The organism is Burkholderia pyrrocinia (assembly GCF_003330765.1).
Taxonomy (GTDB): domain Bacteria; phylum Pseudomonadota; class Gammaproteobacteria; order Burkholderiales; family Burkholderiaceae; genus Burkholderia; species Burkholderia pyrrocinia_B.
Genome location: NZ_CP024903.1, coordinates 294683 through 317524, shown reverse-complemented (window position 1 = coordinate 317524; position 22842 = coordinate 294683). Strand labels below are relative to the sequence as shown.

Annotated in this window: 12 protein-coding genes; all 12 read left to right on the top strand. The window is 66.0% G+C overall.

Translation table 11 applies throughout. From position 1 onward, the window contains the following. Nucleotides 1-128: 128 nt before the first annotated feature. The 12 genes from CUJ89_RS18955 to CUJ89_RS18890 all read left to right on the top strand — a co-directional run bounded on the left by CUJ89_RS18955 (nucleotide 129) and on the right by CUJ89_RS18890 (nucleotide 22823). Nucleotides 129-3527: a DUF2339 domain-containing protein gene (locus CUJ89_RS18955; RefSeq protein ID WP_114179039.1), complete on the top strand. Its 3399-nt coding sequence runs from the start codon at nucleotides 129-131 to the stop codon at nucleotides 3525-3527. Then, entirely contained in the window at nucleotides 3524-4882 is a 1359-nt protein-coding gene (locus CUJ89_RS18950; protein ID WP_114179038.1) for a DUF3999 domain-containing protein, read from the top strand. The genes CUJ89_RS18955 and CUJ89_RS18950 overlap by 4 nt, the downstream gene beginning before the upstream one ends. Before the next feature lie 420 nt (nucleotides 4883-5302). Further along, on the top strand, nucleotides 5303-5608 hold the full coding sequence (locus CUJ89_RS18940) for an NIPSNAP family protein (protein ID WP_114179037.1): 306 nt from the start codon (nucleotides 5303-5305) through the stop codon (nucleotides 5606-5608). Between the two features lie 309 nt (nucleotides 5609-5917). After that, on the top strand, nucleotides 5918-6568 hold the full coding sequence (locus tag CUJ89_RS18935; RefSeq protein WP_114179036.1) for an NADPH-dependent FMN reductase: 651 nt from the start codon (nucleotides 5918-5920) through the stop codon (nucleotides 6566-6568). 235 nt (nucleotides 6569-6803) lie between these two features. After that, complete coding sequence (locus CUJ89_RS18930) at nucleotides 6804-7022, top strand: transcriptional regulator (RefSeq protein ID WP_069261235.1); 219 nt, start codon at nucleotides 6804-6806, stop codon at nucleotides 7020-7022. A 95-nt stretch (nucleotides 7023-7117) separates the two neighbouring features. Continuing rightward, nucleotides 7118-8020, top strand: coding sequence for a ferritin-like domain-containing protein (locus tag CUJ89_RS18925; RefSeq protein ID WP_114179035.1), 903 nt, complete (start codon nucleotides 7118-7120; stop codon nucleotides 8018-8020). 1031 nt (nucleotides 8021-9051) lie between these two features. Beyond that, nucleotides 9052-17667: a YadA-like family protein gene (locus CUJ89_RS18920; RefSeq protein WP_114181445.1), complete on the top strand. Its 8616-nt coding sequence runs from the start codon at nucleotides 9052-9054 to the stop codon at nucleotides 17665-17667. Nucleotides 17668-17791: 124 nt separating this feature from the next. Beyond that, nucleotides 17792-18454, top strand: a complete 663-nt coding sequence (locus tag CUJ89_RS18915; RefSeq protein ID WP_114179034.1) for an OmpA family protein — start codon at nucleotides 17792-17794, stop codon at nucleotides 18452-18454. 393 nt (nucleotides 18455-18847) lie between these two features. Continuing rightward, nucleotides 18848-19993 carry a DUF2827 domain-containing protein gene (locus CUJ89_RS18905; RefSeq protein ID WP_114179032.1) on the top strand — a complete coding sequence of 382 codons (1146 nt, stop codon included), beginning with the start codon at nucleotides 18848-18850 and terminating at the stop codon, nucleotides 19991-19993. 14 nt (nucleotides 19994-20007) lie between these two features. Then, nucleotides 20008-21162 (top strand): DUF2827 domain-containing protein, encoded by a 1155-nt coding sequence (locus CUJ89_RS18900; protein WP_114179031.1) that lies wholly within the window; start codon nucleotides 20008-20010, stop codon nucleotides 21160-21162. A 25-nt stretch (nucleotides 21163-21187) separates the two neighbouring features. Continuing rightward, entirely contained in the window at nucleotides 21188-21655 is a 468-nt protein-coding gene (locus tag CUJ89_RS18895) for a DUF4019 domain-containing protein (RefSeq protein ID WP_114179030.1), read from the top strand. Between the two features lie 31 nt (nucleotides 21656-21686). Next, nucleotides 21687-22823 carry a DUF2827 family protein gene (locus CUJ89_RS18890; RefSeq protein WP_114179029.1) on the top strand — a complete coding sequence of 379 codons (1137 nt, stop codon included), beginning with the start codon at nucleotides 21687-21689 and terminating at the stop codon, nucleotides 22821-22823. Nucleotides 22824-22842: the final 19 nt, after the last annotated feature.

Genomic DNA, 22842 nt, shown 5'->3' with positions numbered 1-22842 from the left:
GCTTTTCGCATGAAGGTTCGCCAGCGGCGCGCGCATGCCGGTTCGCCTGCCGGCCGTGCTGAAACCGCCTCGATCCGGTGCGATCCGCGATCGAAGGACGATAACGATACGAGAGAGGGAGCAAGGCGTTGAACTGGGCATTCGCCGTAATCGGCTTCATCGTGGGCGGCATCGCCGCATTGATCGGGGATTTCTCGGGCGCGAACGGCGCGCTGCTCGGCGCCGCCGTCGGGTTCTGCCTCGGTCACGCGCTGCAGCAACACAAGCTCAAGAACAAGCGCGCCACACCCGACGCGTTCGCGATGCCCGCGACGCCGCAGCAGCCGCCCGCGCCGCTGGCCGATCGCGTCGCGCGCCTCGAAGCGACCGTCGAAACGCTCACGCGCGAACTCGACTCGCTGCGCGGCCAGCTGGCCGGCGCGAAGGCCGGTGCGGCCGCAGCCGGCATCGCCACGCAAACGCCTTCGTCCAGCGCGGCCGGCACCCCATCCGCGCCGCTATCGCCACCCACCTCGGCAACGCCGCCGGCTCCGCCCACGCAACCCGCGGCCGCACGCGCGGGCATGCCGGCATCCACATCGGCGCCGGTTCCTGCCGCGGCGCCCACACCGGCAACCGCTGCGCCCGACGCCGTGCCCGCTACCGCCAACGCCACGGCGAACGCACCCGCCACCCCCATCCGCCCTGCCCCGCCCGTGCCGCGCGAGCCCGACTTCGTCGAGCGTGCGTTCCGCGCCGCGCGCGACTGGCTGCTCGGCGGCAACACGGTCGTGCGCGTCGGGATCATCGTGCTGTTCTTCGGCGTCGCGTTCCTGCTCAAGTACGCAGCCGACAACAACATGCTGCCGATCGAATTCCGCCTCGCGGGCACGGCGCTCGGCGCGGCCGCGCTGCTAGCGATCGGCTGGCGCGTGCGTGCGCGCCGCGCGGCGTACGGCCTCGTGCTGCAGGGCGGCGGCGTCGGCATCCTGTACCTGACGATCTTCGCCGCGACCAAGCTTTACGCGCTGCTGCCCGTCGGCGCCGCGTTTCCGCTGATGGTCGCGGTCTGCGCATTGAGCGCGTTCCTCGCGGTGAGGCAGAACGCGCTGCCGCTCGCGTTCATGGGCAGCGCGGGCGGCTTTCTCGCGCCGGTGCTGCTGTCGACCGGCCAGGGCAACCATGTCGCGCTGTTCAGCTACTACGCGCTGCTGAACGCAGGCATCTTCGCGATCGCGTGGTTCAAGGCATGGCGCCCGCTGAACCTGCTCGGCTTCGTGTTCACGTTCACGATCGGCTCGGCATGGGGCGTGACCGCCTATCGCCCCACGCTGTTCGCGAGCACCGAGCCGTTCCTCATCCTGTTCTTCCTGATGTATGTCGGCATCGCGCTGCTGTATGCGGTGAAACGCGAGCTGGCGCTGCGGCACTACGTGGACGGCACGCTCGTGTTCGGCACGCCGATCGTCGCGACCGCGCTGCAGGCGTCGCTCGTGAAGGACATGCCGTTCGGGCTCGCGTGGAGCGCCGTCGCGCTGTCGGCGTTCTATGTCGCGGTCGCCGCATGGCTCGCGCGGCGCCGCGACCGCCTCGCGCTGCTGTTCGAAGCCATGCTCGCGCTCGCGGTGATCTTCGCGACGCTGGCGGTGCCGCTCGCGTTCTCGGGCCCGACTACCAGCGCCGCCTGGGCGATCGAAGGCGCGGCCATCGTCTGGCTCGGCGTGCGCGAGAAGCGCCTGCTGCCGTTCGGTTTCGGCCTGCTGATGCAGGTCGCCGCGGCCGGCGCGTTCTTCACGAGCCTGCTCGGGCCGGCCGACGCAACCGCGCTGCCCGTGCTCAACAGCCCCTATATCGCGATGCTGCTGATCGCGCTCGCCGGCCTGTTCACCGGCTGGTGGCTGCACGGGCGCGGCGAAGCGCGCGCGTGGCACGCATGGATGCCCGAGATCGGCGCCGCGGCCGCGGCGTGGGGGCTGCTGTGGTGGGTCAGCGGCGGGCTGCACGAGATCCTCGTCTACGCGAGCCGTCACGTCGACCTGCATGCCGACCGCTTCGTCGTCGATGCGACCGCGCTGTTCGCGGCCGGCACCGCGTGGCTTGCGCACGTCGCGCGCCGCCGGCTTGCGTGGCCGCTCGCCGAATGGCCCGCGCTCGCGCTGACGCCGGTGCTTGCGCTGCTCGCGTTGCGCGCGTTCGATGCGCATGAAGCGCCGCTGTCGGGCATGGGCACGTTCGCATGGCCCGTCGCCGTCGGCGCAGGCCTTGCGCTGCTGTGGCGCCAGTCGCGCGGCGCGGCAAGCGCCGAACCCGCGCCGGGCGCGGTGCCCGGCATCGGGCAAGCCATCGCCGCAGGCGTGATCGCGCCGCTGCATACGCTGATGTTCTGGACCCTGTGCGGGCTGCTGTCTCTCGAAGGCTTCTGGCGCCTGCGCGCCTTCGTGCCCGAAGGCGCATGGAGCTGGAGCGCGTGGGCCTACGGCTTCGGCGCGCTGCTCCTGCTGGTGTCGGGCCCCGGCTCGCGCCTGCGCTGGCCCGTCGCGGCATTCCCGCGCGCGTACCAGGTGTGGGGCGCGGCGCCGCTCGCCGCGCTGCTGTGGCTGTGGAGCATCGCCAGCGTCACCAGCGACGGCGATGCATCGCCGCTCTTCTGGCTGCCGTTGCTCAATCCGCTCGACATCGCACAGTGCCTGGTCTTCGTCGCGTTCGCCGCATGGCTGCGTCGCCTGAGGACGCTCGGCATCGCATGGCATCCGCAAGTCGTCGACTACGCGGCGATCGCGACCGTGTTCCTGTGGTTCAACGCGCTGATGCTGCGCACGCTGCATCACCGCTTCCACATGGCCTATGACATCGACACCGTGCTGTCGTCGTTCGGCATCCAGCAGGTGTTCATGGTCGGCTGGAGCCTGTTCGCGTTCGCCGGGATGTGGCTGACGCGCCGCGACGGCATCGCCCGCGTGTGCGCGCTCGCGTCGCTGCCGCTGATCGTCGTGATGTGGGTGTGGACCTTCTACGCGAACTTCACGCAGGACGGCGGAAGCTGGGCGCGCGTGCCGCTCTTCAACCCGCTCGATCTCGTGCTGGTGGTCGTCTATGCGCTCGCCGCGTCGTGGTTCGTGCGCGCGCGCAAGCTCGGCTGGTCGTTCGGCAACTATCGCGTCGAACTGCTGAGTGCGGCCGGCGCGACCGTGTTCCTGTGGCTGAACGCGATCCTGCTGCGCACGCTGCATCACTGGGCCGGCGTGCCGTACGAATTCGGCGCGATGGCGGAATCGACGCTCGTGCAGGCTTCGGTGTCCGTGTACTGGACGGTCTGCGCGCTCGCGACGACGATCTGGGCCACGCGCCGAGGGCTGCGTCCGCTGTGGTTCGTCGGCGCCGCGCTGCTTGCGCTCACGGTCGTCAAGCTGTTCCTGTTCGACCTGTCGCACGTGACCGGCATCGAACGCATCGTGTCGTTCATCGGCATCGGCGTGCTGCTGCTGTTGATCGGCTATTTCTCGCCGCTGCCGCCGAAGGCCGCGGCCCCACGGGACGACGCGCCATGAAGCGACTCGCAGCCCTGCTCGGACTGAGCCTGCTCGCGTCGTTCGCGGCGGCCGACGGCACGCCGGGCGCCGAGCGCGTCGCCCAGCGTTTCTCGCTCGACCTCGACGGCAGCGCCGCGTATTACCAGCTCACCGTGCCGCAGCCGGTGTATGCGGCGAGCCGGCGCGACGATCTCGGCGACGTGCGCATCTTCAACGGCGCGGACGAGCCCGTTCCGTATTCGCTCGACGCGCCCGCGGCGGCCACGCCCGCCATGCCGCCATCGCGCACGCCGGTGCACTGGTTTCCGCTACCGCCTGCACGCGCCGATCACGGCAACGCGCCGCTCGGCGTGACGGTCAGCCCGGACGGCTCGCTGCGCGCGGCCGTCGCCGCGCCGCCGCGCGCGAAGCGCGACGCGGATCTCGTCGACCTGTCGCGTGCGGACGGCGACATCGACGCGCTGCTCGTGCACGTGGGCGACGACAGCTACCAGGGGCGTGTCGCCGTCGAAGCCAGCGACGACCTGCGCAGCTGGCGGTCGCTCGGCAGCACGCAACTGCTGAAGGTCGGCCACGGCGACGACATGCTGGTGCAGGAACGCATCGCGCTCGAAGGCGCCGCGCCGCGCTACCTGCGGCTGGACTGGCTCGACGGCGCGCCCGCGATCGCGTCGATCGACGTCGAGACGCATCCGCGCGACGCGCGCGGAACCGACACCGCGTCCGTGCCGCGCCAATGGCGCGACGCCGCGCGCGTGCGGGCCGGCGGCACGCCCGGCGAGTATCTGTTCGACACCGACGGCGCGTATCCGGTCGACCGCGTGCGCATCGACCTGCCGCAACCGAACACCGTCGCGCGTGCGACGCTGCAGAGCCGCGCCGACGCACAGGCGCCGTGGCGCGACGTTGTGAGCGCCGTGCTGTTCCGGCTGCAGGGCAAGGCCGGCGAGCAGCGCAATCCGCCGCTCGCGTTCGCTGCGAATACGGATCGCGCGTGGCGGATCGTCGTCGACATGCGCAACGGCGGATTCGGCGGCGGCCAGCCGGTCGTCGCGATCGGCTGGCATCCTGCCGCGCTGACCTTCGTCGCGCGCGGCGCGCCGCCGTTCACGCTCGGCGTCGGCGACGCGTTGCTCGTATCGTCGGCCGTGAGCCGCGACGCGCTGCTGGTCGGCATGGTGCCCGAAGTGCGGCCCGCGCGTGTCGGCGCGATGTTGCCGGTATCGGCTATCGCGCCGGCGGCGGCCGCCGATACGGACGCGACGCGCCGCTACGTGCTGTGGGGTGCGCTGGTCGTCGCGGTCGGCGTGCTCGGCACGATTGCGTGGCGCCTCGCGAAAGGCGGCGGCGATACGCGCGACCGCGACGAGTAACGCCACGCGTTCGCACCCGTGTTTACGCGGCGTTTATCGGGCGCGCCGGTTTCTTTCGACGGTCGCAACGCGTCACTGCGTACAGTCGTTGCATCGGAGATCGAACATCGAGATGCTGGCGACACGCCGCGGGCGCAGTGCGCGACTGGCCGCTTGCAGAGGATCGCGCTGTCGTAGCACTTGCCGGTGAAGCGCATCACGAAATGTCGCAGAAGTTCGGGGAGGTGCCTGCTGAAGAGACAGTGGCGACGGCGTGTGCCGCCGCTCCGCTCGCGTCGTTGCGAACGCAGGAAAGGACGCCAATCGTTGTGTGCGCAAGCAACGCATCCAGCGACGGCATCGAACGCCGGCGCGCGCTCCGTTGACACAGGCGGCGGCGCAATCCAGACTCGCTGCTCCCTCACCACATCGCGAGCGCTCATGGTCACCTGCTTCCTTCGCTACGTCATCGATCCGTACAAGCTCGACCAGTTCGAAACCTACGGCAAGATGTGGATTCCGCTCGTCGAGCAGTTCGGCGGCACGCATCACGGCTACTTCCTGCCGTCGGAAGGCGCGAACGACATCGCGCTCGCGATGTTCTCGTTCCCGAGCCTCGCGGAATACGAGCGCTATCGCGAACGCTCGATGGACGATCCGGCCTGCCAGGCCGCGTTCCGCTACGCCGAGGAAACGCGCTGCATCGTCAGCTACGAGCGCAGCTTCTTCCGGCCGGTGTTCGAGTAACGGGCAACGGCCCAGGGCATCGCCCCCTTTTCCTGACCGGGACGAAAAAAAGCCCCGCCTGCATCCGCGCGGCGGGGCTAACCCATGTCAGTAGAGACATCATGGAGGAGACGAGCCCATCTTATCGACCGCGGTGCACCGCCCCAACCAAGCATTTCTGCTATCGATCTGCGCCGCCGCGCACACGATTGCCCCCGCTGCGCGGTATATCGATAGAACGAAAAGTCGTTTTCAGAGTGGCGACGGGGTCGTTACCATCTGGTTTTAAGCCTGTGCTTAGCCGGGCAAGCCATTCCCCAGGAGCGCCCCTTGACTGCATTCGATCAACACCGCCGCCCGTTCGTCGTCGGCATCGGCGGCACCACCCGCGCAGCGTCGTCGACCGAACGCGCGCTGTCGTTCGCGCTGCGCGGCGCGCAGGCCGCCGGCGCGCGCACGCGCCTGTTCGACGGCCCGTTCTTGCATACGCTGCCGCACTACGCACCCGAACACAAAACGCTGACCGACGCGCAGCGCGAGCTGATCGACGCCGTGCGCCAGGCCGACGCGATCATCATCGCGACGCCCGGCTATCACGGCGGCGTCTCCGGTCTCGTGAAGAATGCGCTCGACACGCTCGAGGAACTGCGCGCGGACGATCGCCCCTATCTCGACGGCCGCGCAGTCGGCCTGATCGTCACCGCATACGGCTGGCAGGCGGCCGGCACCGTGCTGACCTCGCTGCGTTCGATCGTCCATGCGCTGCGCGGCTGGCCGACGCCGTTCGGCGCGACCGTGAACACACTCGAAACGCGTTTCGACAGCGCCGATAGCTGCTCGGATCCGAAGGTCGTCGCGCAACTCGAGACGGTCGGCGGGCAAGCGGCCGAGTTCGCGCTCGCGTTCGCATCGCATCGCGCGACCACGCATGCGGCATCGGTCGACGCGCTCGCGCCCGTGCTGAAGATCGCCAACCAGTAACACCCCCGCATTCCGCCGCCCACGCCCGGCCGACAAGGTTCGCCGCGCGGGCGGCGCGCTTTCGGACACGCGGCGATGTGCCGTGCGCGCCGTCGCTTCGTCACCGATGCCCCTCCCCTGCGTACCGCCCCGATAACGATTCGGCCCGCCGCGTGATTTGCATTGGCCGAAAGATTGGTTCACGCAGCCGGCAGGTTTTCGTACGCTGAAAGTCCGAACTTTCTCCGCGCACGCCATGAACCGTACGATCCGCTACAAGGGCTATGAAGTCGCCCCCGCTGCCGCCCGGTTGCCGAACGGGCTGTTCGCCGCCAACCTGACAATCGAGAAGGCGAGCAGCGGCCCGTCGCCGCGTTCCGTTTCGTTCGACGCGATCGATTTCTTCTTCGAGGAAGAGCACGCGCTCGCCTACGCGTCACGCTGGGGCCGCCTCTGGGTCGACACGCACGCGTGACGCACGCGTGGCCGGCGTGCGCATGGCCGCTCGAAAATACGCGTTTACGGAAGCTATGCAAAAATCTTTCGGCCCGTAAACGCATAACAACAGCCATGACTGACACGCTGCAGGAAGAGCACGCAGCCGCAGATCACGCCATGCGCAACTGGACCTTCTCGAGGCAAGGTCCGGTCAGGATCGGTTCCGATGCGCACAAGCAGATGTTCTGCCGCATGCTGCTCGACACACACAATCCGTACAAGCCGGCCGTGATCGACTGGCCGGCGCTCAAGCCCGACGAACTCAGGCGGCTCACGTCGCTGCCGATCTGGGACATCGCGGTGCAAACCGAAGGCCGCGCGTCGATCCGCGTTGCAACGTATGCAGAGACGATCGGCGATCCGCTGCTGCGCCGCGCACTCGAGATGGACGGCGGCGAGGAAGCACGCCACAAGGTCGTGCTGTCGAAGCTCGTCGCGGCGTACGGCATCCGGCTCGCGCCCGAGCCGGCCTACCCGGCGCCGAAGGACCCCGAGTGGTCGTGGATGATCACCGGTTTCAGCGAATGCATCGACAGCTTCTTCGCGTTCGGGCTGTTCCGCTCCGCGCAGCGCTCCGGCTATTTCCCGCCCAAACTCGTCGACACCTTCGAGCCCGTGATCCAGGAAGAAGGCCGCCACATCCTGTTCTTCGCGAACTGGTACGCGTGGTACTGGCGCACGATGCCGTGGTGGCGACGGCCGTGGTTCTTCGCGCGCGTCGCGACCGTGTGGGTGCACCTGGTGCGCGACCGCATCGGCATCGCGCGCGGCATCGATGCCGATGGCGCCGCGCGCGACGCGAACTTCCCGGCGACCAGCACCGCCGATATCGGCGACGCGCTGAACCCGCGCGAGCTGATCGAACTGTGTCTCGCGGAGAACGATCGGCGGATGGCCGGCTACGACAAGCGCCTGCTGCGCCCGATGTTCGTGCCGCGCATGGCGCGGTTCGCGTTGCGGTTTCTCAAGAAGTAAGGTCGGGCCCGCTGCCGCGAGATGCGCGAGCCGACGCGCGTTGCACGCTCGTCGATTCCGCTCGCGCCGTTGCGCGCCCCGTCGCCTTCGATGCGATGTGGGACCGCGCCGACCTGCATCCGCCGGCCGGATGTTGCGCGCCCGACACATTTACTCCCGCCCTCTTTCCTCAGACGCTTCGGCGCGCGCGCCGCGTGCCGGACACGTTGTCGCACCCGTGATCTGACCATTCGGGCGTGTCGCCGCCGACGCTTGCCAGCGTCCTTGACAACCCGTCGCCCCGGGGACGGGCGACCGCCGCAGGTACTCCCTCCCTGGGCGGTTCGACACGCGCCCGAATCCCGCCCGAATACCTACATCGCCGATATCGTCAATAGGACAAATCCGATAGTTGAGCGCTAACAACCTAATCGGCCGCTCTGTTGCACTTTTTTACAAATTCGGCGAACAAGCCAGCCTGGAACGCCCGTCACACGGGCAACCACGGCGGACGCGATGCGCAAATCAGCATAGTTCGATATTCTGAATTTCAAATTCAATTGATTTACAGATAATCCAATTAAACAAAACAAAATCCATCGTGAAATTAATAATTAACAAATTAATAAGACATTCAATATATTATCAATCAACGCACCCGGCAATATTACAATCTAGAAAGAATTGCTCGGCGCGCAAACGTTTGCTATTTCATTTGTCTTACTTTTGGACGGTCTGACTGTGTAACTCAACGCACAAAACACACGTAACACCCTGATTTCAATGAAATATCCCTGACAAGAAGGAGGGAAACAGAACCCTACACAACACATTCCAATATCTTTCACCATCATTCGACTTGAATACATCAAACCACGATGTATTAACCATCTTTTAACTTTAAAAACCCTTCATTTATCACTTTTTGTCAATCTATAAAATCCACCTCCAATAAACTCCGCCCATCAATTTTGAGATTCGCGCGAGCGCACGGAATATTCCTCTAACGAAAGAGACCGGTGTGTGGCGTGCACATTTGGAGGTAGCAGGACATGAACCGCACATACCGCTCGATCTGGAACGAAGCGCTTGGCGCCTGGGTTGCGGCATCCGAACACGACTCGGCACGGGGCAAGCCGAACAAGTCGGCCGTCGTGAAGGCCGTTGCAACCGCCGTCCTCGTAGCGGGGGCGACCGTCGGCAACGTCGCGCACGCGCAGTACTCCGCGGGCGGGATCGGCGGTTCCGTGGTTGCATCGGGCGGACAAGCGATCGCGATCGGCGGCAACAGCGGCAGCACGACGACCGCCAGCGGCGCTACGTCGATTGCGATCGGCGCTAACGCGACGGCATCGGGCAACTATTCCCAGGCATTCGGTCAGGCCACGACGGCTACCGGCGCAAGCGCGATCGGTATCGGCTCCGGCGCCAAGGCGCTCAACACGGGTGCAACCGCGGTCGGCAACGACACGACGGCCTCGGGCTCCAGCGCGATCGCAATCGGCGGTGGCAACAGTTCGGGCACGGGTGGCGCGGTGGCCGCAGGCACCAACGCGATTGCGGTGGGCCGCTTCTCGAACGTCAACTCCGCGACGACGTCGGCCATCGCGATCGGCGCGAACGCAACCGTCACGTCGGCAGGCACCAACGCTACGGCGCTCGGTTCGGCGGCCACGGCAGGCGGCGCAAGTGCAACCGCGCTCGGCAACGCGACGACGGCATCGGCCACTGGCGCGACAGCGGTCGGCCAGGGTGCGACGGCCTCGGGTGGCAACGCGTCATCATTCGGTACAAACGCGCAAGCCATTAATGCCAACGACACCGCCTTCGGTGCCAACGCGTACGCATCCGGCGGTGGCGCAACGGCGCCCGCGACCGCGTTCGGCAATCAGGCGACTGCAAGCGGCAGCGGCGCAACGGCGTTTGGCGTCTTGTCCAACGCGTCCGGTAACACTTCGATGGCGTCCGGGTATGCCTCGAGCGCTTCAGCGACGAATGCCGTGGCAGTGGGGACCGCTGCCACCGCGTCGGTCACCTCCGCGGCAGCGATTGGCAGCTTCGCGACCGCCAGCGGCCAAAGCGCCACGGCGCTTGGTTACGGTGCAACCGCCAGTTATACCAACGGCGTCGCAATCGGTGCAGGCAGCGTGGCAAGCGCCGCACCGACGGGCACGGGTTATCTGACGGGCACTGCTGCGCCGGGCTCGGCTGTTTCGGTCGGCAGTGCGACTGCTTTGCGCCGGATCAGCAACGTCGCGGACGGCTCGGCGCCGCAGGACGCCGTAACGGTCGCACAGTTGAGCACCGGCATGAGCACCACGGCGAGCAGCATCTCGAGTTTGTCGACCTCGGCTTCGACGGGCCTGTCGTCGGCGAATAGCTCGATCACGTCGTTGTCGACATCGACGTCGACGGGTCTGTCGTCGGCTAACAGCTCGATCACGTCGCTGTCCACCTCGACCTCGACCGGCATCTCGTCGCTGTCCTCGTCCACGTCGACCGGCCTGTCGTCAGCCAACAGCTCGATCACTTCGCTGTCGACCTCGACTTCGACCGGGCTCTCGTCGGCAAACAGCTCGATCACCTCGCTGTCTTCGTCGACGTCGACGGGCCTGTCGTCGGCTAACAGTTCGATCGGTTCCCTGTCGACTGGTTTGAGCTCGACCAACAGCTCGGTCCTGTCGCTGTCCACCTCGACCTCGACCGGCCTCTCGTCGGCCAACAGCTCGATCGGCTCGCTGTCGACCTCGACCTCGACTGGCATCTCGTCGCTGTCCTCGTCCACGTCGACCGGTCTGTCGTCAGCCAACAGCTCAATCACGTCGTTGTCCTCGTCGACCTCGACGGGTCTCTCGTCGGCTAACAGCTCGATCACGTCGCTGTCTTCGTCGACTTCGACCGGCCTGTCGTCGGCCAATAGCTCGATCACCTCGCTGTCCACCTCGACCTCGACTGGCATCTCGTCGCTGTCCTCGTCCACGTCGACCGGCCTCTCGTCGGCAAACAGTTCGATCACGTCGTTGTCGACCTCGACTTCGACCGGCATCTCGTCGCTGTCCTCGTCCACGTCGACCGGCCTGTCGTCAGCCAACAGCTCGATCACCTCGCTGTCCACCTCGACCTCGACCGGCATCTCGTCGCTGTCCTCGTCTACGTCGACTGGCCTCTCGTCGGCGAATAGCTCGATCAATTCGTTGTCGACTTCGACGTCGACCGGCCTCTCGTCGGCCAACAGCTCGATCACCTCGCTGTCCACCTCGACCTCGACGGGCCTCTCGTCGGCCAATAGCTCGATCACTTCGCTGTCGACCTCCACGTCGACGGGCCTTTCGTCGGCTAACAGCTCGATCACGTCGCTGTCCTCGTCGACCTCGACGGGTCTCTCGTCGGCTAATAGCTCGATCACGTCGTTGTCCACGTCGACATCGACGGGCCTGTCGTCGGCCAACAGCTCGATCGGTTCTCTGTCGACGGGCCTGAGCTCGACCAACAGTGCGGTCCTGTCGCTGTCCACCTCGACCTCGACCGGCCTGTCGTCGGCAAACAGCTCGATCGGCTCGCTGTCTACCGGCCTGAGCACGGTCACGACCAAGACGGACAACCTCGGCAACAGCACGGCATCGGCACTCGGCGGCGGCGCCAAGTACGACCCGACAACCGGGACGGTTTCCGCGCCGGCATACACGACCTATAACGCGAACGGCACGACGTCGACCGCCACCAGCGTCGGTTCGGCGATCGACAACATCAACAGCCAGGGCATCAAGTATTTCCACGCGAACTCGACCGGTGCCGACAGCGTCGCGACCGGCACCGACGCCGTCGCCATCGGCAGCGGCGCCACCGCCGGCACCAACAATTCCGTCGCGCTCGGCGCCAACTCGCTGACCGCCGCAGCCAATCCCACGAGCAGCGCGACCGTCAACGGCGTCACGTTCGGCGGATTCGAAGGAACGAATCCGGTCGGCACGGTCAGCGTCGGCAGCGCCGGCAATGAACGACAAATCACCAACGTCGCCGCCGGCCAGGTGACGCAGACCAGTACCGACGCGATCAACGGCAGCCAGCTTTATTCGGTCGCCCAACAGGTTGGTACCGCGACCAGCGCCATCTCGTCGCTGTCCACGTCGACGTCGACGGGTCTGTCGTCGGCGAACAGCTCGATCACGTCACTGTCCACGTCGACCTCGACCGGCATCAACTCGTTGTCCACGGGCCTCAGCTCAACCGACAGCTCGGTCGCATCGCTGTCGACCTCCACGTCGACCGGCCTGTCTTCAGCGAACAGCTCCATCACGTCGCTGTCGACGTCGACCTCGACCGGTATCAACTCGTTGTCCACGGGCCTCAGCTCGACCGACAGCTCGGTCGCATCGCTGTCGACTTCCACGTCGACCGGTCTGTCATCGGCTAACAGCTCAATCACCTCGTTGTCGACCTCGACCTCGACCGGCTTGTCGTCGGCAAACAGCTCGATCACCTCCCTGTCGACCTCCACGTCGACCGGCCTGTCGTCGGCAAACAGCTCGATTACGTCGCTGTCCACCTCGACCTCGACCGGTATCAACTCGTTGTCCACAGGTCTGAGTTCGACCGATAGCACGGTCACGTCGTTGTCGACCTCCACATCGACTGGGCTGTCTTCGGCGAATAGCTCGATCACCTCGCTGTCCACCTCGACCTCGACCGGTATCAACTCGCTGTCCACGGGACTGAGCTCGACCGACAGTTCAGTGACAAGCCTGTCGACGTCGACCTCCACCGGTATCAACTCGTTGTCCACAGGCCTCAGCTCGACCGACAGCTCGGTCACATCGCTGTCGACTTCCACGTCGACCGGTCTGTCCTCGGCGAACAGCTCCATCACCTCGCTGTCGACGTCGACCTCGACCGGTATCAACTCGTTGTCCACAGGCCTCAGCTCGACCGACAGCTCGGTCACATCGCTGTCGACTTCCACGTCGACCGGTCTGTCCTCGGCGAACAGCTCGATTACGTCGTTGTCGACTTCGACCTCGACGGGTCTTTCGTCGGCTAATAGTTCGATCACTTCACTTTCGACTTCGACGTCGACGGGCCTGTCGTCGACCAATAGCTCCATCACGTCGCTGTCCACCTCAACCTCGACCGGTATCAACTCGCTGTCCACGGGCCTCAGCTCGACCGACAGTTCAGTGACAAGCCTGTCGACTTCCACGTCGACCGGCCTGTCCTCGGCGAACAGCTCGATTACGTCGTTGTCGAGTTCGACCTCGACGGGTCTCTCGTCGGCTAATAGTTCGATCACTTCACTTTCGACTTCCACGTCGACGGGCCTGTCGTCGGCGAACAGCTCCATCACGTCGCTGTCCACCTCGACCTCGACCGGTATCAACTCGTTGTCCACGGGCCTCAGCTCGACCGACAGCTCGGTGGCATCGCTGTCGACCTCCACGTCGACCGGCCTGTCCTCGGCCAACAGCTCGATCACTTCGCTGTCGACCTCGACCTCGACTGGCCTGTCGTCGGCCAATAGCTCGATCACCTCGCTGTCGACCTCTACGTCGACCGGCCTTTCGTCGGCTAATAGCTCCATCACGTCGCTGTCGACCTCGACCTCGACCGGCATCAACTCGCTGTCCACCGGTCTGAGCTCGACCGACAGTTCGGTCGCATCGCTGTCGACTTCCACGTCGACCGGTCTGTCGTCCGCGAACAGCTCGATCACATCGTTGTCGACCTCCACGTCGACCGGCCTGTCCTCGGCGAACAGCTCGATCACCTCGCTGTCCACCTCGACCTCGACTGGTATCAACTCGCTGTCCACCGGTCTGAGTTCGACCGACAGCTCGGTCACGTCGCTGTCGACTTCCACATCGACTGGCCTGTCGTCGGCTAACAGCTCGATCACGTCCCTGTCCACATCGACTTCGACGGGTCTGTCGTCGGCGACCAGCTCTATCACCTCGCTGTCCACGTCGACCTCGACCGGTATCAATTCGTTGTCCACCGGTCTGAGTTCAACCGATAGCACGATCACGTCGTTGTCGACCTCGACCTCGACCGGTATCAACTCGCTGTCTACGGGCCTCAGCTCGACCGACAGCTCGGTCGCATCGCTGTCGACTTCCACGTCGACGGGCCTGTCGTCGGCGAACAGCTCCATCACGTCGCTGTCCACCTCGACCTCGACCGGTATCAACTCGTTGTCCACCGGTCTGAGTTCGACCGATAGCACGGTCACGTCGCTGTCGACTTCCACGTCGTCCGGCCTGTCTTCGGCTAACAGCTCGATCACCTCGCTGTCCACATCGACTTCGACGGGCCTGTCGTCGGCGACCAGCTCCATCACCTCGCTGTCCACGTCGACCTCGACCGGTATCAACTCGTTGTCGACCGGCCTCAGCTCGACCGATAGCTCGGTCACGTCGCTGTCGACCTCCACGTCCACTGGCCTGTCGTCGGCAAACAGCTCGATCACCTCGCTGTCCACCTCGACCTCGACCGGCATCAATTCGTTGTCCACCGGTCTGAGTTCAACCGATAGCACGATCACGTCGTTGTCGACCTCCACGTCGACGGGCCTGTCCTCGGCTAACAGCTCGATTACCTCGTTGTCGACCTCGACTTCGACCGGTATCAACTCGCTGTCCACGGGCCTCAGCTCGACCGACAGCTCGGTCGCATCGCTGTCGACTTCCACGTCGACGGGCCTGTCCTCGGCTAACAGCTCGATCACTTCCCTGTCCACATCGACTTCGACGGGTCTGTCGTCGGCGACCAGCTCCATCACCTCGCTGTCCACGTCGACTTCGACCGGTATCAACTCGCTGTCCACCGGTCTGAGTTCGACCGACAGCTCGGTCACGTCGCTGTCGACTTCCACATCGACTGGCCTGTCGTCGGCTAACAGCTCGATCACTTCCCTGTCCACATCGACTTCGACGGGTCTGTCGTCGGCGACCAGCTCTATCACCTCGCTGTCCACGTCGACCTCCACCGGTATCAACTCGTTGTCGACCGGCCTGAGCTCGACCGACAGCACGGTCACTTCGCTGTCGACTTCCACGTCGACCGGTCTTTCCTCGGCCAACAGCTCGATCACCTCGCTGTCCACCTCGACCTCGACCGGCATCAGCTCGCTGTCCACCGGCCTGAGCTCGACCGACAGCACGGTCACTTCGCTGTCGACTTCCACGTCGACCGGTCTGTCGACGGCCAACAGCTCGATCACCTCGCTGTCCACCTCGACCTCGACCGGTATCAACTCGTTGTCCACCGGTCTGAGCTCGACCGATAGCACGGTCACGTCGCTGTCGACGTCCACGTCGACCGGTCTGTCGACGGCTAACAGCTCGATCACGTCCCTGTCGACGTCGACCTCGACCGGCATCAGCTCGCTGTCCACGGGCCTGAGCTCGACCGATAGCACGGTCACGTCGCTGTCGACGTCCACGTCGACTGGCCTGTCGTCGGCGAATAGCTCGATCACGTCGCTGTCCACCTCGACTTCGACCGGCCTGTCGTCGGCCAACAGTTCGATCACGTCGTTGTCTACCTCCACGTCGACGGGTCTCTCGTCCGCGAACAGCTCAATCACGTCGCTGTCGACTTCCACGTCGACCGGCCTGTCGTCCGCGAACAGCTCGATCACGTCGTTGTCTACCTCCACGTCGACGGGTCTCTCGTCCGCGAACAGCTCAATCACGTCGCTGTCGACTTCCACGTCGACCGGCCTGTCGTCCGCGAACAGCTCGATCACGTCGTTGTCGACTTCGACTTCGACCGGCCTGTCCTCGGCCAACAGCTCCATCAGCTCGCTGTCCACCTCGACTTCGACCGGCCTCTCCTCGGCCAACAGCTCGATCACCTCGCTGTCCACCTCGACCTCGACCGGCATCAGCTCGCTGTCCACCGGCCTCTCGTCGACCGACAGCACGATCCTGTCGCTATCCACGTCGACCTCGACCGGCATCGGCTCGCTGTCCACCGGCCTGAGCACGACGAACAGCTCGGTGTCGTCGCTGTCCACGTCGACCTCGACCGCAATCAACGCCGCGAAGACGCACTACTACAGCGTCAACGACAACGGCGTGCAGCAAAGCAACTACGCCAACGACGGCGCGACGGGCACCAACGCCCTCGCGGCAGGCGTCAACGCCAGCGCGGCGGGCACGAGCAGCGTCGCGGTCGGCAACGGCTCGAACGCCCAGTCGAACGGCGCGGTCGCGATCGGCCAGAACGCATCGGCAACGGGCGGCAAGGCCGTGTCGATCGGCTCCGGCAACACCGCGAGCGGCGACGGCGCGGTAGCGATCGGCGATCCGAGCATCGCAACGGGCACCGGCGCGGTAGCGATGGGCGCGAACGACACGGCGACCGGCAACGGCGCAGTGGCGCTCGGCAACCAGAACACGGCAACCGGCGCCAGCGCGCTCGCCCTCGGCAGCTCGAACCAGGCTACCGCGGACAACACGATCGCGCTCGGCAACGGCTCGGTGGCCAGCGCGGCCGACGCACAGGCCCTCGGTTCGGGCGCAACGGCAAGCGGCGCCGGCTCGCTGGCCTTCGGCTCGGGCGCAACGGCCAACGTCGCAAACTCCGTCGCACTCGGCATGAAGTCGGTCACGGATCCGGCGGTCGGCACGTCGAGCGCCACGATCGGCGGCGTCACGTACTTCTTCGCGGGCAGCTCGCCGGTCGGCGTGGTGAGCGTCGGCGCGCCGGGCGCGGAACGCCAGATCACGAACGTCGCCGCCGGCCGGATCTCCGCCAGCAGCACGGACGCGATCAACGGCAGCCAGCTCAACGCGACGAACAACGCGGTCAACACGCTGTCGACGTCGACCGCATCGAACGTCGCGTCGCTGTCGACCGGCATCAACTCGCTGTCCACCGGCCTGAGCGCCACGAACAGCTCGGTGTCGTCGCTGTCCACCTCGACCTCCACCGCGATCAACTCGCTGTCGACGGGCCTCAGCTCGACGAACAGCAACGTGTCGTCGCTGTCCACCTCGACGTCGACCGGCATCGGTTCGCTGTCCACCGGCCTGAGCACGACGAACAGCAACGTGGCCTCGCTGTCGACCGGCGTGTCGAACATCAGCACCACCGTGAACCAGCTGTCGACGACGATCAACAACAACAACACGCGGTCGCTGAACAGCACGCCGGTCGCGGCCGACATGAACGGCACCGGCACCGACAGGCCGACGGTCACCGCCGGCTCGAACTCGGTGGCGATCGGCGCGAATTCGACGGACGGCGGCCGTTCGAACGTGGTGTCGGTCGGCAGCGACACGCAGCAGCGCCAGATCGTCAACGTCGCACCGGGTACGCAAGGCACCGACGCGGTGAACGTGAACCAGCTGACGCAGGTGCAAACGACGCTGTCGACGGCACTGTCGGGCCAGCAGTCGCAGATCAACTCGCTGGGTTCGCAACTGCAGCAGACCGACCAGATGGCGAAGCAGGGTATCGCGGCCGTCGGAGCGATGGCGTCGATCCCGCAGCTCGATCGCGACGCCAACTTCGGGATGGGTGTCGGCACCTCGACGTTCCTCGGCCAGAAGGCAATGGCGGTCAACATGCAGGCTCGCATCACGGAGAACCTGAAGGCGTCGATCAACGGCGGCTTCAGCGGCGGTCAGAAGGTGATCGGCGCCGGCATGCTGTACCAGTGGAAGTAACGCGTCGCGCCGCCAGGCCGCCCGGCTCGCCAGCCGGACGGCCCGCGGCGGCCCCGACGGCAGGACGAGCCGGCCGCACAGCCCGCGGCCGGCTTCTGTCAACCCAAGCATTGAGGACGTCACCGTGAACAAACTCGCTCTTGCGCTCGCGCTTTCCGCAATGGCCCTCGCCGCGTGCTCGACCGCATCCGGCCCGACCTTCAGCGCCTCCGAACTGCAGCCGCGCGACGGCGCGCGCACGTTCCAGGTGGACTGCCACGGCCTGCTGTCCGGCCCGCAGACCTGCATGAAGGCCGCCCGCAAGATCTGCGGCGACCAGCCGGTGCGCGCCGTCGACTCGGCCCGCGCGCTGCGCGACGGCGCCGACCCGGCCACACTCGTGTTCCAGTGCGGCGCCGCGCCAGCGGAACCGGCATCGGCCGCCGAGCCGGCGTCTGCCACCGTCGAACACGTGAACCTCTCGGGCGACGCGCTGTTCTCAACCGACCACGCGACGCTCGCGCCGACCGCGCGCGAATCGCTCGACCGGCTGCTGAGCGAGCGCGCAGACCGCACGTACTCGCAGGTGACGATCACCGGCTTTACGGATTCGGTGGGTAGCGACGACTACAACCTCGCGCTGTCGAAGCGCCGCGCCGAATCCGTCGCTGCCTATCTGAAAGCGCACGGGCTGAAGGCCGACACGCTGACGGTCACGGGCCGCGGCAAAGCCGATCCGGTCGCCTCCAACGCGACGGCCGAAGGCCGCGCCAGCAACCGCCGCGTCGAAATCACGCTGCAGCACTGAGCGGGCGGCCGCCACGCGCGGCGGCCCGATCCGGCGGGCCGCAAGCGCCGCGCCGGCATTCCGCCGGACAACCGGGCGCCGCTTCGCCGGCGCCCCGCCCCCGATGGCCGGCGGCCATGTCAAAGTTCGTCATGCCCCTCCACAAACCGGCGATTTCCGTGCCACAATCGCCGCACGCAGTCGCCGGGGCAGCCTGCCCGAATCGCGCGCCGTGCCAGGTTCGCCCGACGGCACGCCGGAATCCGGCTGCCACCCGCCGCGATCCACGTCGCATGATTCGCTTGCCGCGGAGCACCGGCGCGAATGCAACCATGACAATCCACGGCGCGCCGCTTCCGAACCAGGCGTTCGACGCCACGCCCGGACGCACGACGCCGCAGAGGAAACCAACCGGTGACGGACATCAATGAAGCCGCCTCGGGCGGCACCCGCAAGCAACGGCCGGCCGTCGGCATCTCGCTGTTTGCGCGGGACGGCCAGGCGATCTGGGAAAACGGCATTCACCAGAACATCGCGTTCCTCGCGATGATGCTCAAGCGCTCGGATCGCGTCGGCCCCGTCTATTTCCTGAACGGCGGCGACGCCAACGCGCTGCCGGCCGGCCTCGAACTCGACGGCCTCGACATCCCGCTCGTGAAACCCGCCGACGTCACGCACGAACTCGACGTCGTGATCGAAATGGGCGCGCAATTGCCCGTGGAATGGATGAAGCACATGAAGGCGCTCGGCAAGAAACTCGCCGCGTTCTTCTGCGGGCACGTGTATGCCGGCCTGTGCGAAACCCCGATCTTCGAAAAACCGTCCGGGCACGTCTTCAACGGCGCGCCGTTCGACGAAGTGTGGCTGCTGCCGCAATACGACAAGACCGCGGCGCCGATGCTGCAGACCATCCTGCGCGCGCCGGTGCACCTGATGCCGCACATCTGGTCGCCGTACTTCCTCGATCGCCGCGTCGCGGCGCTCGCGGCCGAAGGCGCAACCTTTGGCTACCAGGACGGCCAGCGTCCGTGGCGGCTCGCGACGCTCGAGCCGAACATCTCGGTCGTCAAGTCCTGTCACTACCCTATGCTCGCGTGCGACGCGTTCTACCGCGCGCGGCCGGACGCGGTTCAACACATGTTCGTCGTCAACTCGATGCACATGAAGGAGCATCCGACCTTCGTGCACTTCGCGAACAGCCTCGATCTCGTGCGCCAGCACAAGGCGACCTTCGAACCGCGCATCGACCTGCCGGGCTTCATGGCGCGCCACGCGGATGCCGTCGTATCGCACCACTGGGAAAACGGGCAGAACTACCTGTATTACGACGTGCTGCACGGCGGCTATCCGCTGATCCACAACTCGACGCTGCTCGGTGACGCCGGCTATTACTACCCGGACTTCGACTCTGCCGCAGGCGGCCGCGTGCTGCTCGAAGCATGGCTGCATCACGACGAACGCCTCGACGACTACCGTGCGAAGGCCGGCCGGCTGCTGCAGTCGGTCTCGATCGACAACCCTGCGAACCTCGACGCGTTCGTCTCGCGTCTGGTCGCCTGAACCGGAGCATACGCATGTCGGACTCCAATGCCCGTCAAGCACCCGGCGAGGGCAAGCGTCTCGTCGTCGGCGTGTCGCTGTTCGTGCGCGGCGCCGGCCAGTCGCTGTGGGAAAACGGCATTTTCCAGAACTGCCTGCTGCTGATCCTGCTGCTGCGCCAGTCGCCGCTCGTCGCGGAAGCCGTGATGGTGAACGGCGGCGAACAGATCGCCGATCCTCAGATGATGCTCGGCGAATGGGACGTGCCGCTCCTGACGATGGACGAAGCGCTGCAGCGCTGCGACGTGCTGATTGAAATGAGCGCGCAGTTCGGCGCGGACTACCTGCGCGCGTTCCGCGAGCGCGGCGGCAAGGTCGTCACGATGCGGGTCGGCAACGACTACGTGATCGACATCGAACGCGCGATGTTCAACAAGCCGTCGGGCTTCCTGTTCTCGGGCGCGCCGTACGATGCCGTGTGGACGATTCCCGAGTTCGAGCGCTCGTGCCTGCACTATTACCAGACAGGCCTGCGCGCTCCCGTCACGATCGTCCCGCACATCTGGCATCCGATGCTGTTCGACAAGGCGCGCGCGTCGCTCGGCGCCGGCTTGTCGTTCGGCTATCAGCCTGGCAAGCCGCGCTGGCGCGTGACGATGTTCGAGCCGAACATCTGCATGGTGAAGACCAGCATCATCCCGATGCTTGTGACCGAGGAAGCGTATCGCGCGAAGCCCGATTTCGTCGAAATGGTGCGCGTGTGCAACACGGTGCACCTGAAGGATCACACGACGTTCGTCCACTTCGCGAAGCGCCTCGACATCGTCGAACACGGCATCACGACGTTCGAAAGCCGTTATGCGGTGTACGAGTTCATGGCCGCGTACGGCGATGTGGTGGTGTCGCATACGTGGGAAAACGCGCAGAACTACCTGTACTACGAGTTGCTGTACGGCGACTATCCGCTGATCCACAACTCGCCGTTCCTCGGCAAGGCCGGGTATTTCTATCCGGACTTCGACTGCCAGGCCGGCGGCCGCGCGCTGCTGCAGGCGTTCGCCGAGCACGACGCGAAGCTCGACGCGTACCGCGAGCAGTCGAAGCACGTGCTCGACTCGGTCAGCATCTACAACCCCGAGAACGTCGCCGCTTATACCGGCGCGATCGCCACCCTCTATCGCGACGCGTGACGCGCCGCCCTCTCCGGACCTCGACATGAATGCACGCACGACGCTCACCCGCGCAAAATGGCTGATCGGCTGCGCCGTCGCTTCGATCGCGATCGGCGCGCACGCGCAATCCGCCGGCGAATCGGCCGACACGCTGCTCCGCGACTCGGACACCGTGTTCAAGCAGCTCGACGCCGGCCAGTACGGCGCGGTGTGGGGCAATGCCGCCGCGTTCGTGAAGACGCGCATCAAGCAGGATCAGTTCGCGGCCGACATGCAGCATGCGCGCCAGTCCGTCGGTACGGTCGGCCATCGCGGCTGGGCACAAATCACGCGCATCCGCTACGCGAATGCGTCGGCGATGCCCGACGGGCTCTACGCGAACGTCGACTACGCGACGACGCTGACGAGCGGCGCCACCGTGTTCGAGAAGCTGAGCTTCCGCCTCGACGACGACGGCCGCTGGCACCTGACGGGCTACGTGCCGCGCCAGTCGCAAGGCGTCGTGCAGTAAGCCACACACCGCCCGCTTCACCGGAGCCGATATGAAACTCAATGTCGCGATAACGATGAACGTGCAGCGCGACGCGACGCAGTCGATCTGGTACAACGGCGCGAACCAGCACTGCGTGTACCTGTACATGCTGCTGAAGCAGTCGCCGCTGGTCGGCGAGGTCTGGCTCGCGCACGACGACGGCATCGCCGACTATCCGCACGCGCTGATGATGGACGCGTTCGGCGACGCGCTGCGGCCGCTGTCGTCCGTCGTCCACCAGACCGACCTGCTGATCGAGATGAACGCGTTCATCGATCCGTCGCACACGGACGTGGTGCGGCAACGCGGCGGCAAGTGCGTGTCTTACCGCTTCGGCAACGACTACGTGATCGCGGTCGAGACGATCAACTTCGAGAAGAACGACTGGCGGCCTAACCCGCACCGCGTGCAGTTCGACGAGATCTGGACCAACCCGCAGCACATGCACACGTGCGCGGCTTATTTCCAGGCTGTCTATCGCGCGCCGGTGATCGAGCTGCCGCACATCTGGTCGCCGTATTTCATCGAGCGCAGCCTCGAGGCCGACCCTGAGCTGAAGACGCGCTTCGGCTACCGCAACCATGGCCCCGCGAAGCGCATCGCGTTCTTCGAACCGAACCTGAACGTCGTGAAGAGTTCGATCGTGCCGATGCTCGCCGCGAACGCGTGCTACGTCGAGCACCCGGAGCTCGTCGAGCACGTGTACATGACCAACACGTTCGACAAGAAGGAAAACGCCGCCTTCAAGCATCTCGCGCTCGGGCTCGAGATGGTGCGCGATGGCAAGGCGACCGCCGACGTGCGCGCGCCGTTCGTCGCGTGGGCCGCGCATCACACCGACATCGTCGTGTCGCACCATTGGGAAAACGGCCTCAACTACCTGCTGTACGACGCGCTGTACGGCAACTACCCGCTCGTGCACAACTCGCCGTTCCTGCGCGACGTCGGCTACTACTATCCGGACTTCGAGATCTTCGACGCGGCGCGCGCGATCGCGACCGCCGCGCAGACGCATGACGCGCGGCTCGACGACTACGCGGCAGCCGCCCGCCGCTGCCTGCACCAGGTCGACACGCTCGCCGAGCACAACGTCCGCGCGTATTCCGCGCAGATCCAGCACCTGTTCGCCGGCCGCGCACTCGGCTGATCTCCTCACCCTCGGTCCG

Coding starts and splice junctions, on each gene's coding strand:
- CUJ89_RS18950 (WP_114179038.1), top strand. CDS start 3,524: ATGAAGCGACTCGCAGCCCTGCTCGGACTGAGCCTGCTCGCGTCGTTC.
- CUJ89_RS18940 (WP_114179037.1), top strand. CDS start 5,303: ATGGTCACCTGCTTCCTTCGCTACGTCATCGATCCGTACAAGCTCGAC.
- CUJ89_RS18930 (WP_069261235.1), top strand. CDS start 6,804: ATGAACCGTACGATCCGCTACAAGGGCTATGAAGTCGCCCCCGCTGCC.
- CUJ89_RS18925 (WP_114179035.1), top strand. CDS start 7,118: ATGACTGACACGCTGCAGGAAGAGCACGCAGCCGCAGATCACGCCATG.
- CUJ89_RS18920 (WP_114181445.1), top strand. CDS start 9,052: ATGAACCGCACATACCGCTCGATCTGGAACGAAGCGCTTGGCGCCTGG.
- CUJ89_RS18900 (WP_114179031.1), top strand. CDS start 20,008: ATGTCGGACTCCAATGCCCGTCAAGCACCCGGCGAGGGCAAGCGTCTC.
- CUJ89_RS18895 (WP_114179030.1), top strand. CDS start 21,188: ATGAATGCACGCACGACGCTCACCCGCGCAAAATGGCTGATCGGCTGC.
- CUJ89_RS18890 (WP_114179029.1), top strand. CDS start 21,687: ATGAAACTCAATGTCGCGATAACGATGAACGTGCAGCGCGACGCGACG.